Source organism: Pseudomonas sp. GW821-FHT01D09, assembly GCF_059422465.1.
In genome coordinates this window covers 1-15,427 of record NZ_JBWKWY010000031.1, presented here as the reverse complement: position 1 = coordinate 15,427, position 15,427 = coordinate 1, and the positions used below count along the sequence as shown (strand labels likewise).

15 protein-coding genes are annotated in these 15,427 nt (G+C 62.3%); 7 read left to right on the top strand and 8 right to left on the bottom strand.

What is annotated here, in order from left to right:
* Positions 1-18 precede the first annotated feature (18 nt).
* On the bottom strand, positions 19-1,956 hold the full coding sequence (locus AC07W7_RS21915) for a bifunctional 5-dehydro-2-deoxygluconokinase/5-dehydro-2-deoxyphosphogluconate aldolase (protein ID WP_169865230.1): 1,938 nt from the start codon (positions 1,954-1,956) through the stop codon (positions 19-21).
* 242 nt (positions 1,957-2,198) lie between these two features.
* Between AC07W7_RS21915 and AC07W7_RS21910 the strand changes: the two genes are divergently transcribed.
* The 3 genes from AC07W7_RS21910 to AC07W7_RS21900 all read left to right on the top strand — a co-directional run bounded on the left by AC07W7_RS21910 (position 2,199) and on the right by AC07W7_RS21900 (position 5,292).
* A complete protein-coding gene (locus AC07W7_RS21910) occupies positions 2,199-3,119 on the top strand; it encodes a MurR/RpiR family transcriptional regulator (protein WP_076964293.1) in 921 nt (306 codons plus the stop codon).
* Positions 3,120-3,242: 123 nt separating this feature from the next.
* A complete protein-coding gene (locus tag AC07W7_RS21905; RefSeq protein WP_076964327.1) occupies positions 3,243-3,926 on the top strand; it encodes a response regulator transcription factor in 684 nt (227 codons plus the stop codon).
* Positions 3,904-5,292 (top strand): sensor histidine kinase, encoded by a 1,389-nt coding sequence (locus AC07W7_RS21900; RefSeq protein WP_495040098.1) that lies wholly within the window; start codon positions 3,904-3,906, stop codon positions 5,290-5,292. Before AC07W7_RS21905 ends, AC07W7_RS21900 begins: the two co-directional genes overlap by 23 nt.
* Positions 5,293-5,318: 26 nt before the next feature.
* Here the strand turns inward: AC07W7_RS21900 and AC07W7_RS21895 are convergent, their stop codons facing one another.
* Complete coding sequence (locus AC07W7_RS21895; RefSeq protein WP_099170390.1) at positions 5,319-5,735, bottom strand: SRPBCC family protein; 417 nt, start codon at positions 5,733-5,735, stop codon at positions 5,319-5,321.
* 239 nt (positions 5,736-5,974) lie between these two features.
* On the opposite strand from AC07W7_RS21895, the gene AC07W7_RS21890 reads away from it, so the two are divergent.
* The gene (locus AC07W7_RS21890; protein WP_099170391.1) at positions 5,975-6,931 is read left to right on the top strand and encodes a nucleoside-specific channel-forming protein Tsx; all 957 of its coding nucleotides are present in this window, start codon (positions 5,975-5,977) and stop codon (positions 6,929-6,931) included.
* Between the two features lie 7 nt (positions 6,932-6,938).
* Here the strand turns inward: AC07W7_RS21890 and AC07W7_RS21885 are convergent, their stop codons facing one another.
* Both AC07W7_RS21885 and AC07W7_RS21880 read right to left on the bottom strand, forming a co-directional pair.
* On the bottom strand, positions 6,939-7,394 hold the full coding sequence (locus AC07W7_RS21885) for a DMT family transporter (RefSeq protein WP_076964297.1): 456 nt from the start codon (positions 7,392-7,394) through the stop codon (positions 6,939-6,941).
* Positions 7,395-7,398: 4 nt separating this feature from the next.
* A complete protein-coding gene (locus tag AC07W7_RS21880; protein WP_197881501.1) occupies positions 7,399-7,884 on the bottom strand; it encodes a DMT family transporter in 486 nt (161 codons plus the stop codon).
* A gap of 116 nt (positions 7,885-8,000) precedes the next feature.
* Between AC07W7_RS21880 and AC07W7_RS21875 the strand changes: the two genes are divergently transcribed.
* The gene (locus AC07W7_RS21875) at positions 8,001-8,933 is read left to right on the top strand and encodes a LysR family transcriptional regulator (RefSeq protein ID WP_495040097.1); all 933 of its coding nucleotides are present in this window, start codon (positions 8,001-8,003) and stop codon (positions 8,931-8,933) included.
* 1 nt (position 8,934) lies between these two features.
* Here AC07W7_RS21875 and AC07W7_RS21870 read toward each other — a convergent pair whose 3' ends face one another.
* From AC07W7_RS21870 to AC07W7_RS21855, 4 genes are all read right to left on the bottom strand, one after another.
* Positions 8,935-10,254 (bottom strand): Nramp family divalent metal transporter, encoded by a 1,320-nt coding sequence (locus tag AC07W7_RS21870; RefSeq protein WP_495040096.1) that lies wholly within the window; start codon positions 10,252-10,254, stop codon positions 8,935-8,937.
* Between the two features lie 38 nt (positions 10,255-10,292).
* Entirely contained in the window at positions 10,293-11,849 is a 1,557-nt protein-coding gene (locus AC07W7_RS21865; RefSeq protein ID WP_495040095.1) for a DUF726 domain-containing protein, read from the bottom strand.
* A 75-nt stretch (positions 11,850-11,924) separates the two neighbouring features.
* Entirely contained in the window at positions 11,925-12,230 is a 306-nt protein-coding gene (locus AC07W7_RS21860; protein ID WP_076964302.1) for an XRE family transcriptional regulator, read from the bottom strand.
* On the bottom strand, positions 12,223-12,588 hold the full coding sequence (locus AC07W7_RS21855) for a type II toxin-antitoxin system RelE/ParE family toxin (protein ID WP_495040094.1): 366 nt from the start codon (positions 12,586-12,588) through the stop codon (positions 12,223-12,225). The genes AC07W7_RS21860 and AC07W7_RS21855 overlap by 8 nt, the downstream gene beginning before the upstream one ends.
* A 278-nt stretch (positions 12,589-12,866) precedes the next feature.
* On the opposite strand from AC07W7_RS21855, the gene AC07W7_RS21850 reads away from it, so the two are divergent.
* Both AC07W7_RS21850 and AC07W7_RS21845 read left to right on the top strand, forming a co-directional pair.
* The gene (locus AC07W7_RS21850; protein WP_076964304.1) at positions 12,867-14,675 is read left to right on the top strand and encodes a monovalent cation:proton antiporter-2 (CPA2) family protein; all 1,809 of its coding nucleotides are present in this window, start codon (positions 12,867-12,869) and stop codon (positions 14,673-14,675) included.
* A gap of 73 nt (positions 14,676-14,748) precedes the next feature.
* Positions 14,749-15,333, top strand: coding sequence for a DcrB/PsbP domain-containing protein (locus AC07W7_RS21845; RefSeq protein WP_495040093.1), 585 nt, complete (start codon positions 14,749-14,751; stop codon positions 15,331-15,333).
* The last annotated feature ends 94 nt before the right edge of the window (positions 15,334-15,427 follow it).

The window sequence follows — 15,427 nt, the reverse complement described above, 5'->3', positions numbered from 1 at the left end:
TCCTACAGTTGAGCGTGTTTAAATTCTGGAGCTGCACCAGGCCTGGATCAGTTGCTCGAAGGTCTGCTGCACCTGCTGGATCAGGGTTTCGTCGTCGATTTCCGCCGCCATCCACGCCCGGCTCGGCTCCTGGAAGATCGTCCGGCCCACGGCAAACCCGCGGCAGGTCCGGCTCCGGCTGGCCTGCCGGAAGCCCTCGGCCAACGATTGCGCCGAGGCATTCAGGCCCAGCAATACCACGCCCCGGCAATAGGGGTCGCGCGCCTCGATCAGCTCATCGAGCTGTTGCCACTGCTCGGCACTCTGCGCTTCGATCTTCCACCACGCCGGGTAGATGCCCAGGTTGTACAGGCGCTTGAGGCTGCGATAGAGCACATCCGGGTAGGTCGAGGGGTGATCCTTGGGCGGCACCACTTCCAGCAGCAGTTCATGGCCGCTGGTTTGCGCGGCCTGATACAGGCCCTTGAGCTGCGCCTCCTGTTCCAGGCGCAGCAACGGCTCGTCATCGGGGTGAAACTGCACCAGGCACTTGATGATCTGCTCCTGGGGCCAGGCGATCAGGTTGCTGCCAATCGAGCGGCCGTGCTCGAACGCCAGCGGTCGCGAGCCCTGTACCTCTACCGGACGCGCGACCCACCAGCCACGGCCAGTGGCGGCATTCAGCGCATCCTGGCCAAAACGCTGGTCGGCCAGAATGCCCACATCGGCCTCGACGCCCTGCTCGCGCAGCTTGCCCTCCACGCGCTCCACCGCCTGGATAAACAATTGCTTGATCGCGCAGATCCGCGCCGGGTCCTGGCCGCCTTTGTGCGCCAGTTCCACCAATTGCCAGCGATGGTCGAAAGCAAACACAAACAGTTGCTTCCAGGCCTTGCGCGGCACACTGACCTGATGCAGGCGCTGCAATACCGGGTCCTGGTCCGGCCGGGTGATCGGCACCGGGCTGCTGAACAGGTAATCAAGCTCGGCCGGGGTCGGCATCGCCGGGGCGCAGGCATGGCGTGACACCACCAACCCGCCGCAGGCATTGGCCAGCTGGCAGCAACGCGCGTCATCGGCGTCGTTCAGCCAGCCGCTGAGAAAGCCCGCCATAAACGCATCGCCAGCCCCCAGCACGTTAAGCACTTCGACGCGCACGCCGGGGTAAATCGCCCCGTCTTCCAGGCGCGCCGGGATCGCCCCGTGAATCACCGTGCAGCCTTGCGGGCCGAGCTTGACCACCAGGGTCGCCGCCGTCAGTTGGCGCACGTTACGCAAAGCGCTGAGCAAGTCGTGGCCGGCACCGGCAATCAGGAACTCTTCCTCGGTGCCGACAATCAGGTCAAAGCGCGGCAGGATGCCTTGCAGGTGCTGGCTGACGTTCTGGTCGGCAACAAAACGGGTCTGGCCGTCAGCCTTGCCCGCCAGGCCCCAGAGCACCGGGCGGTAGTCGATATCCAGCACGCGCCGGACGCCGTGCCGCTCGGCGTAGTCCAGGGCCTGGAGGCTGGCCTGGTACACGCCGTCGGTCGAAAAATGGGTGCCGGTGATCAACAGCGCCTTGCTGCTGGCGATAAAGCTTTCGTGGATGTCCTCGGCGCGCAAGGCCATATCGGCGCAGTTTTCGCGGTAGAACACCAGGGGGAAGGTCTCGCGGTCCTTGAGGCCCAGCAGGACCATGGCGGTCAGGCGCTGCGGGTCGAGCGTGATGCCACTGACATCACAGCCTTCGCGCACCAGGGACTCCACGAGAAAGCGCCCCATGTGATCGTCCCCGACCCGGCTCAACATCGCCGACTTGAGCCCCAGCCGCGCCGTGCCAAAGGCAATATTGGCGGAAGAACCGCCCAGGTACTTGGCGAAACTGGCGACATCTTCCAGCCGCGCCCCGACTTGCTGCGCATAAAGATCGACGCCCAGGCGCCCAAGACAAATCAGATCCAATTGACGCCCACTGGCAAAACGAGTCTGGCCCATGCTGGCTCCTGTTATTTTTATCTGCCCGCGCCTGCCGTCGTGACGGCGACGCGCTTGGTGGATGCAGACTAGGACGTCCGGCGCCAGCAATCAATATTTATTCTATAAATATTTTATGTGGAATATATTTTCCATTAAGATATTTTTTGCCACCTTCCCTGTAGACTTGCGCCCATTGACCTATTGTCAGGGGCGACGTGCCCGTCACCTGCCCTGATAAGAACACGCCAGAAGGATTGCCTATGTCCCGCACCGATCAGCAGGCTCGCGCCGAGACCGACGTTACCGAAGCTCTCGCCAGCCCTCCGATCAATGCCGAGCGTCTGTTGCAGTTGATCACCGATGAATACGAAAGCCTGCCCCGCCAGCTCAAGCGCATCGCCAGCTACATGAGCCAGCAGAGCGATCGGATCATGGTCGATCGCATCAGCGATATCGCCCGGGAATGCGAAGTCCATCCTTCGGCCATCGTGCGGTTTTCCCAGCGTTTTGGTTTCAGCGGCTTCAGCGAGATGCAGGCGCTGTTTCGCGAGGCGTATACCCACAAGACCACGCCGGTGCAGAACTACCAGCAGCGCATCCGCAGCATGATTGCCAACAAGTCGCAGAAAGCCAGCGGCGGCGACCTGGCCCGCGAATGCGTGAATGCCACGCTGTCGGGCATCGAGCGCCTGGGCCTGGAACTGGACGACGCCGCCTTCGAGAAAGCCGTGGACCTGGTGGTCAACGCCGACAATATCTACGTGGTCGGCGTGCGCCGCTCCTTTGCGGTGGCCGACTACCTGGTCTACAACCTGCAACACACCAACAAGCGCATCCACCTGGTTTCGGGCCTGGGCGGCAGCTACCGCGAGCAGATGCGCAGCGTGCGTGCCAATGACCTGGTGATCGCCATCAGCTTCACGCCCTACGGCAAGGAAACCCAGCACTGCCTGCGTATCGCCCAGCACCACCAGGCCAAAACGCTGATCATCACCGACAGCAACCTGTCACCGCTGGCCAAGCGCGCCAACACGGTGTTGCTGGTCAATGAAGGCTCGTCGTTCGCGTTCCGCTCGCTGAGTGCCACGTTGTGCCTGTGCCAGGCGCTGTTTATTGCCGTGGCGTACCGGCTGGAATTGAAGGTCGATGAGATTCACGAACAGGTGGGGTTCGACGACTAAAAGGCCTGCTCCCACATGTTGACCGAGGCAGCCCCAAGAATGGCCTACATGAATTTTCTTTTAGAAACCTCGCTAGCATTTCTTGGCAAAATGCCTCACTCCCGTGTAACCAGGTAGCCCCCCATGCCCCGTATTTTGACCATCGAAGACGACGCCGTGACGGCCCGCGAAATCGTCGCCGAGCTGAGCAGCCATGGACTGGAGGTGGACTGGGTCGACAACGGCCGCGAAGGCCTGACACGGGCGGTCAGTGGCGATTACGACCTGATCACCCTCGACCGTATGCTCCCGGAGCTCGATGGCCTGGCCATTGTCACCACCTTGCGCACCCTTGGCGTGTCGACGCCGATCCTGATGATCAGCGCCCTCTCCGACGTGGATGAACGGGTGCGCGGCCTGCGCGCCGGAGGCGACGATTACCTGACCAAACCCTTTGCTTCCGACGAGATGGCCGCCCGGGTCGAGGTGCTGCTGCGGCGCAACAACGCGGCCAAGGCCGCGCAAACCGCACTGCGCGTGGCCGACCTGGAACTGAACCTGATCAGCCGCGAAGCCAGCCGCGCCGACCAGCCGCTGAGCTTGCTGCCCACCGAGTACAAGCTGCTGGAGTTCTTGATGCGCAACACCGGGCAAATCCTCTCGCGGATGATGATCTTCGAGGAAGTGTGGGGTTATCACTTCGACCCGGGCACCAACCTGATCGACGTGCACATTGGCCGCCTGCGCAAGAAAATCGACCCGCCGGGCCTGACGCCGCTGATCCGCACGGTACGAGGCTCGGGCTATGTCATTGCTGAACCCGTCTAACGGCTGGCGCTCGTCCAGCAGCCGCCTGCTGGCGCTGTACAGCTCGCTGTTCGTGGCCTGGAGCTGCATCCTCATGGGGGTGCTGTATTACGAGGTCTCGGCTTACCTGGGCGACCTGTCGCGCCACTCGCTGATGCAGCGTCAGCACCTGTTCCAACACTTCGAGGGCACGCAACTGGATGAGGCCCTGGCCACCAGCATGACCTTCGATATGAAGGGCATTGATGCCTATGGCCTGTTCGACAGACAACAACGGCCCCTTAGCGGCCCGCTCCAGCAGATCCCCGCAGGCTTGCCCCTGGACGGGCGTATCCATGCCCTGGCCAACTGCATCGAATCGGATGACCCGACACTGCCCCGGGGCAGCTGCGACGCGGTGGCGACCCACACCCAGGATGGCCGCTGGCTGGTGCTGGTGCGCGACAACGGCTCGTTGCTGGGCGTGACCCGGATCATCCTGCAAGCCCTGTTCTGGGCCATTTCCCTGACCATCCTCCCCGGCGTCGCCGGCTGGCACCTGCTACGCCGGCGCCCACTGCGGCGGATTCGCGGGATCCAGGCCAGTGCCGAGGCCATCGTCGCCGGCGACCTGACCCACCGCCTGCCGCTGTCCAACCGCCGCGACGAACTGGACATGCTGGCGGCCATCGTCAATGCCATGCTGGAGCGCATCGAAAAACTGATGAACGAGGTCAAGGGCGTGTGCGACAACATTGCCCACGACCTGCGTACCCCCCTGACCCGCTTGCGCGCGCAGTTGTACCGGATCAAGCAACAGGCCGATGAGGATTCGCCCCTGGCCTGGCAACTGGATGCAGTGATCAGCGAGACCGACACGCTGATGGCGCGTTTTCGTGGCTTGCTGCGCATTTCCGAACTGGAGGACCGCCAGCGGCGCGCAGGCTTCCGGGTTTTCGCCCCCCTGCCCTTGCTCCAGGAACTCCATGACGTCTACCTGCCCTTGGCAGAAGAAGGCCAGATGACGCTGCTGTTGCAAGTTCCCGCAGCCTTGCCGCCGATTACCGGCGACCGCGCGCTGCTGTTCGAGGCCCTGGCCAACCTGCTGAGCAATGCGCTCAAGTTCACCCCGCCGGGCGGCGAAGTGATTCTGCGCGGGATCGACCAGGCTGGCAGCACGCGCATCGACGTCCTGGACTCGGGCCCGGGGATTCCAGAGGCGGAACGGGCCGCGGTGTTCCAGCGCTTTTACCGGGTCGAGGGCGGTCAGCAGCAGGGCAGCTTTGGCCTGGGCCTGTCGATTGTGGCGGCGATCATCAACCTGCATGGCTTCCGGCTGGAAGTCGGCAGCAGCGAGCGTGGGGGCGCGCGGTTGACCCTGGAGTGCCGTCCACAGCCCCCACTGTAGAAGCCGGCGTGCCGGCGCTTACAAGGTCAGGCCGGGAAGTTTTTGCGCAGGGCCTCGACGCCGCCGGTGTAAACGCCGCTGAACAGCTCTTCCACCTCGGCATCCGTCACCCCGGCAATCGGAGTGAACACACCCGACCAGGTGACTTTGGCCGAGTGCTCACCCAGCGCTTCAACCTGCAAGGTCGCCAGATACGCACTGACCGGGAACGGCGATTCGCTGATGGTGTACGTGTAGGTGCGCGCAACGTTATCGAAGGTCTGCAAATGCTCGACCACCACCGCGCCATCCACGGTTTGCAGGTGACGCACACGCCCGCCTTCGCCCGGCTCGCTCTTGGCAATCAGCGGCAGCCAATCGGGCAACGAGTTGAACCCGCCGACCAGTTGCCAGACTTGATCGGCCGAGACCGGGATTTCAATGACAGCAGATGCTTTGGCCACAAACAGACTCCACAACGATTGGAAAAGGTAGGTCAGCTTACGCCGGCGGCAAGGTGAGCAGAGTTACCTTCTGATCAAAAGATCGGAAATTTCCCACTTTCCCCAGGCTCGTCAAGCGTTTGACCAAAGTTGGTACAGCTTATGCAAACGTTTGCGTCACGAACTTGGCCACCGATTGCCTGCATGTTCGTCCGTCTCCGGCCCACCGGCTCAACACCGCACACGAACAAGGATTTTCCATGCCATTGACCTCCAGGCGCCCCACCCCGCTGACCACCTTGGGTGTTTCCTTAATGCTGGCTGCCGTTACGGGAGTACTCAGTACTCCCACCCAGGCCGAGAAAAAACCGCTTGATGAATCAGCCCAGGGCGAGGCCCTGAGCGCCGAAGCCAGCCCGGCGAAAAAGGGCGTGTACCTGTCGGACTGGTTCAACCAGGACCTGACGATCATTGGCAGCAAAGACATCAGCTTCGGGCCCAGACCGACCGATGATATCTATCTGGAATACGAGTATTTCGGCCGTAAAGGCCCATTCGAGCTATATGGCTATATCGACGTGCCGAAGATCTTCGGCATCGGCAACAGCAACGACAAGGGCGTGTGGGACCGCGGCTCACCGGTGTTCATGGAACATGAGCCACGGATCTCCATCGACTACCTGGCCGGACGCAGCCTGGCGGTTGGGCCGTTCAAGGAATGGTATGTGGCCTTCGACTGGATCTACGACCATGGCAGCAACAGCGCCAACCGGGCCAATACCTTGTACAGCGGCCTGGGCACGGATATCGACACCCGCTCGCGGGTCATTCTGTCGGCCAACTTCTATGGGCGATACCAGTGGGAGAACTACGGCGCGAGCAACGAATACTCCTGGGACGGCTACCGTGCACAGATGAAATACATCGTGCCCCTTGGCCAGTTCGACAATGGTGCATCGCTGACCTACATCGGCTTTACCAACTATGACTTTGGCTCGGACCTGCACAAGGACAACCCGGCACGCACCGCCAACTCCCTGGTGGCCACCAACGTCTTGCTGTATGCCTTTACCCACCTGCGCTTCACCCTGGTGGGGCGTTACTTCCACAACGGTGGTAACTGGCAGGACGGCAGTGAACTGAACTTCGGCGATGGCAACTTCCGTGCCCGGTCCAATGGCTGGGGTTATTACGCGGGCGTGGGGTATCAGTTCTAGCCCGTGCTCAATCCGCCTGGCGCGTGCTGCTGCGATACATGAACACCAGCGCCAACGCCAGGCACAGCATCGCCAACACCCGGCTGCCGGACAGTTCGATGGCCGTGTTGCCCAGCCAGCCGAAGCTGTCGATCAACAGGCCCATGGCCAATTGGCCGACGATCACCGCCACCGTCGCTACCGCCGTGCCCACGATGGGCACGGCACCGACCATCACTAGCATGTAGACCACGCCGAACAATGCCCCGGTCAGTTGCCACTTGGGCACCTCAAGCAAGCTCACGGCCTGGGCCGGCTCGAAAAACAGAATCAGCAGGCCGGTCACCAGCATGCCCACCACAAACGTGACCAGGCTGCTGCGCAGCACCCCCACGGTTTGCCCCAGGCGCCCATTGATTGCCGCTTGCACACTCAACACCGCACCGGCGGCAACCACCAGCACCAACAATAGAATCAGATTCATTGCCTTAACCCCGCGCAATCAGAACAAGAGCCACCCCAATCAACAGCAGCGCAATCCAGCGTTCGCCATTGACCCGCTTGCGGGGGCTGCCGAACCAGCCGAAATGGTCAATCAGCACGCTCTTGCCCACTTGCCCGGAAAGGATCGCGATCATGGTCATGGCAATGCCGATCCGGGGCGTGGCCAGGATCAGCACCACCACATACGTGGGGCCCAGGAAACCGCCGATCAGTTGCCAGCGCGGCAGTGCGTTGAGGGCCGGGCCTTTTTGCGGGCCGCTGAACAGCAGCAACAGCAGCAGGATGGGCGTACCCACCCCAAAGATGCTCAAGGTGGCCCATAAATGCCCCACCTGGGCCCCCAGCGGCCCCAACAGGCCAGCCTCCACCGACAGGCCCATGCCGGCCAGGATCACCAGCGGCAACAGCAGCAGCCCCAGCCGGTTCTGCGGGCGGGCCTGGGCCGTAGTCTCAAGAGAAGAAGTTTGCATACATCACCTACACGTCAGAGAAGCACAATGACGCGCATTATCCGGTGACAAATCTGTGCGATAAATGGGAGCATGCCGACAACACTTTTGCGTATTACGCACAGCACGGAGCGGTCATGCAGGGCTTCAACGAGTTGAGTTTCAAGGCGCTACGCCTGTTTGTCGCGGTGCTGGACCACGGCAGCTTCTCCGAAGTCGCACGCCGCGAAGGCCTGGCGCCCTCTTCCATTTCCCGACAGATCCAATTGATGGAACAGGCCCTGAGCCAGCAATTGCTCTATCGGCATACCCGGGCGATCAGCCCCACGGAAGCTGGGCGTTTGCTCGGGCATCATGCGCGCCTGATGCTGCAACAGCTGGAAGAAGCCGGGCAGGCCCTGCAAGAACAGGAAAGCGAGCCCAGCGGCCTGGTGCGCATCAATGCGCCCATGGTGTTCGGCCAGCGGCACCTGTCGCCCTGGGTGGCCGAGTTGTGCCAGCGTTATCCCAGGCTGCAACTGGATATCCAGCAGACCGACACCTACATCGACCCCCTGCAAGAAGGTGCTGACTTGTTGTTCCGTATCGGTGTGCTCAACGATTCCGGGATGCAGGCGCGTATTTTCGCGCCCCAGCGCTACCGGATCGCCGCCAGCCCCGACTACCTGGCGCGCTTCGGCACGCCGCGCCATCCCGATGAACTGCGCCATCACCAATGCCTGGCGTACAAGGGGGTGAATGGCCAGCAACGCTGGTACTTCCGTCGCGAACCAGACGACTGGACGCCCTACTCGGTCAAGGGCCCGCTCACCGGCAACCACGCCGACACCCTGGCGCGCGCCGCCGAACAAGGCCTGGGACTGGTGGTGTTCCCCTCCTGGCTGATCGGCGACAGCCTGCGCGCCGGGCGCTTGCAGGCGGTGCTGACCGACTATGAAGTGGCCACCACCCTGGAACCACAGCAGATTGCCGCGTTATGGCCCGGCAGCCGGCGCTTGTCGGTGAAGGTGCGCACGGTCATCGACTTTTTTGTCGAACGCTTCGGCAGCGTGCCCTACTGGGACCGCTGACTCAAAACAGCCACTGGCCGATCAACCAGGCATTGGCGCCGCTGATCACCGTAAACAGGCTCCAGGCCAGGATCCTGGTGGGCAGGCGATTGACGAACGGCCCCATCAGTTGCCGATCGCCGGTCATGCGGATCAGCGGGTACAGGGCAAAGGGCAACTGCAGGCTAAGCACCACCTGGCTGAGGATCAGCAGCTTGCCAATGGCATCGTCCCCCATCAACCACACCCCGAGGAACGCCGGGATCAGCGCCAGGCCACGGGTGATCAGGCGGCGTTGCCAGCAGGGAAGGCGCAGGTTGAGGTAGCCCTCCATGATCACCTGGCCGGCGATGGTGCCGGTGAAGGTCGAGCTTTGCCCGGACGCCAGCAAGGCAATGCCGAACAGGATACTGGCGAAGGCACCGCCCACCAGCGGGTCCAGCAGGTGGTAGGCGTCCTGGATTTCCACGACCTCGCTATGCCCGGTCTGGTGGAATGCCGCAGCGGCCAGCACCAGGATCGCCGAGTTGACCAGCAAGGCCAGGGCCAGGGAGCCGATGGTGTCGATACGCGCCAGCCTGACCGCGTCCTGGCGGCTGGCCAGGTCCTTGCCAAACAGGCGGGTCTGCACGATGGACGTGTGCAGGTACAGGTTATGGGGCATCACGGTGGCCCCGAGGATGCCGATGGCCAGGTACAGCGGCGCGGCGTCGCTGATCGCCGAGAGAGATGGCGTAAAACCACGCAAAACGTCCGGCCAATAAGGCTTGATCAACACCAGCTCGACAAAGAAACACACCCCGATGGTCGCCACCAGCGCCAGCATGATCGCTTCCAGGCGCCGGAAGCCACGGTTTTGCAGGGCCAGGATCAGCAGTGTGTCAAACGCGGTGATGACAATGCCGGTGGTCAGCGATACCCCCAGCAACAGGTGGAACGCCAGGGCACAGCCGAGCACTTCGGCCAGGTCGGTGGCGATGATCGAGATTTCCGCCAATACCCATTGCGTGCGCGCTGAACGCCGGCTGTAGCGTTCGCGGCACAGCTGCGCCAGGTCCTTGCCGGTGGCGATGCCCAGCCGCGAACACAGGCACTGCACCGCCATCCCCGCCAGGCTGGCGAGCAGCACCACGAACAACAGGTTGTAGCCATAGCGCGACCCGGCCTCGATGGCCGTGGCCCAGTTGCCGGGGTCCATGTAGCCGATGGAAATCAGCAGGCCGGGGCCGGCAAACTGCAGCACCCGTTTGAAAAACGGCGCACGGGGATCGACGGGGATGGTGCCCGCCACTTCCGGTGGGCAGAACGGTGCGGTGGCAGTTTTCGGCAGGCTGAATTTCACACGGGGTACCAGGCAGGCAGACAAGACAAGCCCGCAGCTTAGCAGTCCGGCGAGACCGTGCGCATCAGCGTTTCCCGGGGTAGATCAAGCGTCTCGACCACCTGCACCACCAGGTCCATTTCCTGATTCAGCGCCTCGCGCTCCATGCGCTGGCGAATCACCCCCAGCACCAGCACCGCCAGGGTCGTGATGGAGTACGCCGGCCCGGAAAACGCCCGCACCCCGCTCACCAGCAGCATGGCCGCCGCCAACGCCTGCCCCACCACCGGAATCGCCGTGGCCGCCCCGCGCCGCAGGATAAACCCGGTCAACCCGGCCAGCGCCGTACCGCTCAAGGCGGTGGTGGCCGAACGACCGACATCGAAACGGTGGAAAAACCCCTGTTCCTTTTGCGCCGCCGCCCGGAGCTCGGCCTCGAACACCTGGCGGTCGGCCAGGCTGAGCTTGTCCTTGTACTGCTCGATCAGGGTCTCGGCGACCCGCTCCTCCAGGCTCACCAGGGCCACGCTGTCGATGGGCTGGTCAAACTTGATGCCGACGCGCAAGGCCACGTCCTGGGCCAATTGGCGGTAACTCACACCGTGCCCACGGGCCAGGTTCATAAAGCTGTCACCGCCCATGCGCTGCAGCTCGATAGCCAGTTTCAGTGGGTCGCGCACCTCGCCATCGATGGCCGCACTGTGCTTGGCAGCCATCAGCTCGGCAAGAAACTGCAACTCTGGCGCCCGTGCCTGGAGCAGCACCGGGAACAGGTCCGCATCCTCTTGGGCAAAGCGCACCTCGGCACTGCGCGGGTCCACACGGATCATGCCCCGGCGCTCGTGCAGCAAGTCGGTGTACTGCACCACCGTCTGCAACTGCGGCCAGTAGGCCGCGTGGTCGAAGGTGACCAGATGCACATTGGTCACTTTGCCCTTGAGGGATGGAGTCAGGGGAATGGCATAGCGGCCAATGCAGCGCTCGGTATCCGGCTTGAGCGCCAGGGCCCAGTCCTTGCTGGAATGGCAATTGATCACCCGCCCCTTGAGCGGCGCCGCCACCTGCTCCCAGGGGCTGGATGTGCATATCGCGCCGCCCATCAACAACAGGTGGTTGAGGGGCAGTTCCCGGGCCAGTTCCGGGCTGGCCAGCAGGCTCTTGACCAGCAGGCGAGCGCCCAGGGAATGGCCGACCAGGTTGATCTGGCGCACCTCGATCGATTCGCGGTGCAGGTAGTTGGCCAGTTCCGCCAACAGTGTCCTGGCCACCTCGTCTACCCGGGCCTCGACACTTTTGTAGTGATCAAGAAAATAGCCCACCGCCTTGCCCAGGCCCACGGTCGCCGCGCCCAGGGTGCCGCCGCCGAGCATCGAGGCGATGATGTCCTTGAAGGGGGCGAACAGGTTTTCCAGGAAATGCCCGGCCGGCCAGAACAACATCAGGTTGGTCGAACCTTCGATATCCGCCAGTTGCGCCTGGAAACTGGCCAGTTGCTGCGGGTTGAAAAACGCAGAATAGCCATGGACATAGAGATTGAGCACCTGCCCCTGGGGCTCGCCGCACAGCACGAACGTGGGCTTGCGGGTGCGGTGCATTTCATCCCACTGGTGTTGCATGAGGCGCTGGCTCCTGGTGAAAACGCAGAGCGATAGTAACAAGAATTGGCGCAGGGCCTGCCCCTGTAAAAGACGTCAGGTGGCGAAGTTCTCGATCTTGACCTGCCCGTCCGGGAACGTCGCCACAATCTCCAACTCCCCACCCATTGCACGGATGTAGTTGCGCAAGGTGCTGATGTACATATCGGTACGACGCTCCATCTTGGAAACCGCTGCCTGGTTGATATTCAGGGCCTTGGCCAGGCTCTCCTGGCTCATCTGTTGCGCTTTGCGCAGCTCGTGCAACGGCATTTCCTTGAGGTGCTGCCGCAAGATCCGCTCGGCATCGGCACGGGCCTCGGGGGTCATGCGCGCCTGCAGGTCAGCAAATTTCTTAGCCATGATTCAGGCCCTCCTTAAGCAATGTTTCCAAGTGTTCGTCATACAGCTTTTCGGCAATCGGAATATGGTCTGCATACCAGCGATTGCGCCCGGTTTTTTCACCACCGGTCAGCAGCAGCGCACATCTGCGCGGATCAAATACATACAGCACCCGATAAGGTCGCCCGGCATGCTGGATCCGTAGTTCCCGCAGGCTGCCATGTCGGGAGTTCTTGATATCGCTGCTGTGTGGAAAGCCCAGGGCTGGCCCCAAAAGGCCCAGTAAATCTACAGTCGCCGAGACAGAAGACTGCTCCTTTGCATCCAGCCCAAACCACCAATTGCCGAATTCATCCGTGTACTCAATTTCCCACCTCATGTAAATATTCCATCCATGGAATATAAACTCAAGGGCATAACTTTAGGACTTTCTACACGCGCCCGACACCTAGCTTTTAATTCAAAAAAAAACCGCCCTCACCGAACTCATTGAAATAAACGGTATTAAAACTTTCGCGAGCGCCCTGTAGGATTTATACGACATCCAACAGGCACTGGCACAAAGCGCTGTGCCCTGGCAAAAATTCAGATTCAGCAACATAAAAGCGCGTTCTAATAGCGCCCTATCGATTCGCCTCAAAGATCCTGGAGTAAGCGATGCCCCATGAAGGCAACCTGTTACAAGCGGCCGTAGTGTTCCTGTTGGCCGCCGTACTGACCGTGCCCCTGGCCAAGCACCTGAAACTGGGTGCGGTGCTGGGCTATCTGTTCGCCGGCGTGATCATCGGCCCTTCGGCACTGGGGCTGATAGGCAACCCGCAAAGCGTCGCGCAGTTCTCCGAGCTGGGGGTGGTGTTGTTGCTGTTTATCATCGGCCTGGAACTGTCGCCCAAGCGCCTGTGGGTGATGCGCAAGGCGGTGTTTGGCGTGGGCCTGGCGCAAGTGCTGCTGACCGCCATGGTGATGGGGGCGGTGGCGCTCTGGGCGTTTGGCCAGTCATGGAACAGCGCGATTGTGCTGGGCCTGGGCCTGGCGTTGTCCTCCACGGCCTTTGGCCTGCAAAGCCTGGCCGAACGCAAGGAGCTGAACAGCCCCCACGGGCGTCTGGCCTTTGCGATCCTGTTGTTCCAGGACATCGCGGCGATCCCGCTGATCGCCATGGTGCCGCTGCTGGCCGGCGGCGACCACACCACCACCGCCGCCCAGGACCTGAACCACGGGTTGCAGGTATTGGGCAGCATCGCCGTGGTGATTATCGGCGGCCGCTACCTGTTGCGCCCGGTGTTTCGCATCGTGGCCAAGACCGGCCTGCGTGAAGTGTCCACCGCCACCGCGCTGCTGGTGGTGATCGGCACCGCCTGGCTGATGGAACTGGTGGGCGTGTCCATGGCCCTTGGCGCGTTCCTCGCCGGCCTGCTGCTGGCCGACTCGGAATACCGCCACGAGCTGGAATCACAGATCGAGCCGTTCAAGGGCCTGCTGCTGGGGTTGTTCTTTATCAGCGTGGGCATGGGCGCCAATATCAGCCTGTTGTTCAGCACGCCCTTTGTGGTGCTGGGCCTGACCCTGCTGCTGATCGGCATCAAGTTGCCGCTGCTGTATGCGGTCGGGCAGATGGTCGGTGAGCTGAACCGCGAGAGCGCAGTCCGCCTGGGCGTGGTCCTGGCGGCCGGTGGTGAATTTGCCTTCGTGGTGTTCAAGATCGGCCGCGACCAGGGCCTGTTCGCCCCGCACCTGTACGATGTGCTGGTGTTGACCATCACCCTGTCCATGGCCCTCACCCCGCTGCTGTTACTGCTGTGCCCGAAGCTGTTCCGGCCCAAGGCCAAGCCGGTGGAAGTGCCGGAAGAATACCGTGCGATCGAGAGCGATGCGCCACGGGTGGTGATCGCCGGCATGGGCCGGATGGGGCAGATTGTGGCGCGGATCCTGCGGGCGCAGAATATTTCGTTTATCGCCCTCGACACGTCGGTGGAAACCATCGAGCTGACCCGCAGTTTTGGTGGTATGCCGGTGTTTTACGGTGACCCCCAGCGCCCAGAGATCCTGCACGCGGCCAAGGTCGACCAGGCCGAGTACGTCGTGATCGCCATGGATGATCCCGAAATCAACATCAAGACCGCCGAGCTGGTGCGCAACCTCTACCCACACATGAAAATCATCGCCCGTGCCCGTAACCGCCAGCATGTGCATCGCCTGGTGGACCTGGACGCGTCACCGGTGCGCGAAACCTTCTATTCCAGCCTGGAAATGAGCCGCCGTACCCTGGTCGGCCTGGGGCTGAGCGAGACCCAGGCCGATGCGCGGATCAACCGTTTCAAGCACCACGACCTGCAACTGCTGGCCGCGCAGCACGCGGTGTACGACGACGCGGCCAAGGTGATGCAGTCGGCCCAGGAATCGCGCGCAGAGCTGGCGCGGTTGTTTGAAATGGACCGTCTTGAGGAGGAGTCGGGGAAGGTTTGAGGATGGATCCGAACGAAATTGCGAATTTTCTGACAGAATACAGCGCAATTTCGTTCATCCATTGGAAGACCTCATGCTCACCCTCAGCCAAACCGCCGCCCGCCTGGCCCTGGCGCTGACTGTCAGCCTGGGCGCCAGCCCACTGTTCGCGGCCACCAAGCCGGCTGCGGCGGCGCCGGACGACTTCCAGATCGTCTCGACCCTGGACGGCAAGTTCACCTTCACCCTGCCCAAGGGCTATGTCGCCGACGCCCTGCCCGCCGGCGCGCAAGCCCAGGGCACTGCTGGCGCCAACGGCACGATGTATATCAACCAGGCGTCAAAAAGCGTGGTGGTCGTGGCCCAGACCCTGCGCAATGACGGGATCGACCTGCAAGACAACGAACCGCTGTTTCTCGATAGCGCGGTTGAAGGCTTCCTCAAGGACGTAGGCACCAGCCTGCCGGACTACAAGAAACTGGCGCAGAAGAAACTGCTGATCAAGGGCGTGGGCCTGCGCCAGGTTGATGGCACCGCCAGCATGGGCGGTGGCAAGACCTTGAACTCGACCTTCCTTGCCGGCTCCGGCAACCGCTTGCTGGTGATCCAGGCCATTTCCCGGGCCGAGGATGTGACGGGGCATGGGCTGCTGGTCAGGCAGATTACCAGCGGCAAGTGACCCCGCCCGGTAAAACGACAAAAATCCACTGTGGGAGCGGGCTTGCTCGCGATGGCGGTGTGTCAGTTGATAGATATTTGACTGACCCACCGCC

What these genes read in the sequence shown, in the direction of transcription:
- AC07W7_RS21915 (WP_169865230.1), bottom strand. Translation starts at nt 1,956, where the DNA reads ATGGGCCAGACTCGTTTTGCCAGTGGGCGTCAATTGGATCTGATTTGT.
- AC07W7_RS21910 (WP_076964293.1), top strand. Translation starts at nt 2,199, where the DNA reads ATGTCCCGCACCGATCAGCAGGCTCGCGCCGAGACCGACGTTACCGAA.
- AC07W7_RS21905 (WP_076964327.1), top strand. Translation starts at nt 3,243, where the DNA reads ATGCCCCGTATTTTGACCATCGAAGACGACGCCGTGACGGCCCGCGAA.
- AC07W7_RS21900 (WP_495040098.1), top strand. Translation starts at nt 3,904, where the DNA reads ATGTCATTGCTGAACCCGTCTAACGGCTGGCGCTCGTCCAGCAGCCGC.
- AC07W7_RS21890 (WP_099170391.1), top strand. Translation starts at nt 5,975, where the DNA reads ATGCCATTGACCTCCAGGCGCCCCACCCCGCTGACCACCTTGGGTGTT.
- AC07W7_RS21885 (WP_076964297.1), bottom strand. Translation starts at nt 7,394, where the DNA reads ATGAATCTGATTCTATTGTTGGTGCTGGTGGTTGCCGCCGGTGCGGTG.
- AC07W7_RS21880 (WP_197881501.1), bottom strand. Translation starts at nt 7,884, where the DNA reads ATGCAAACTTCTTCTCTTGAGACTACGGCCCAGGCCCGCCCGCAGAAC.
- AC07W7_RS21875 (WP_495040097.1), top strand. Translation starts at nt 8,001, where the DNA reads ATGCAGGGCTTCAACGAGTTGAGTTTCAAGGCGCTACGCCTGTTTGTC.
- AC07W7_RS21865 (WP_495040095.1), bottom strand. Translation starts at nt 11,849, where the DNA reads ATGCAACACCAGTGGGATGAAATGCACCGCACCCGCAAGCCCACGTTC.
- AC07W7_RS21860 (WP_076964302.1), bottom strand. Translation starts at nt 12,230, where the DNA reads ATGGCTAAGAAATTTGCTGACCTGCAGGCGCGCATGACCCCCGAGGCC.
- AC07W7_RS21855 (WP_495040094.1), bottom strand. Translation starts at nt 12,588, where the DNA reads ATGAGGTGGGAAATTGAGTACACGGATGAATTCGGCAATTGGTGGTTT.
- AC07W7_RS21850 (WP_076964304.1), top strand. Translation starts at nt 12,867, where the DNA reads ATGCCCCATGAAGGCAACCTGTTACAAGCGGCCGTAGTGTTCCTGTTG.
- AC07W7_RS21845 (WP_495040093.1), top strand. Translation starts at nt 14,749, where the DNA reads ATGCTCACCCTCAGCCAAACCGCCGCCCGCCTGGCCCTGGCGCTGACT.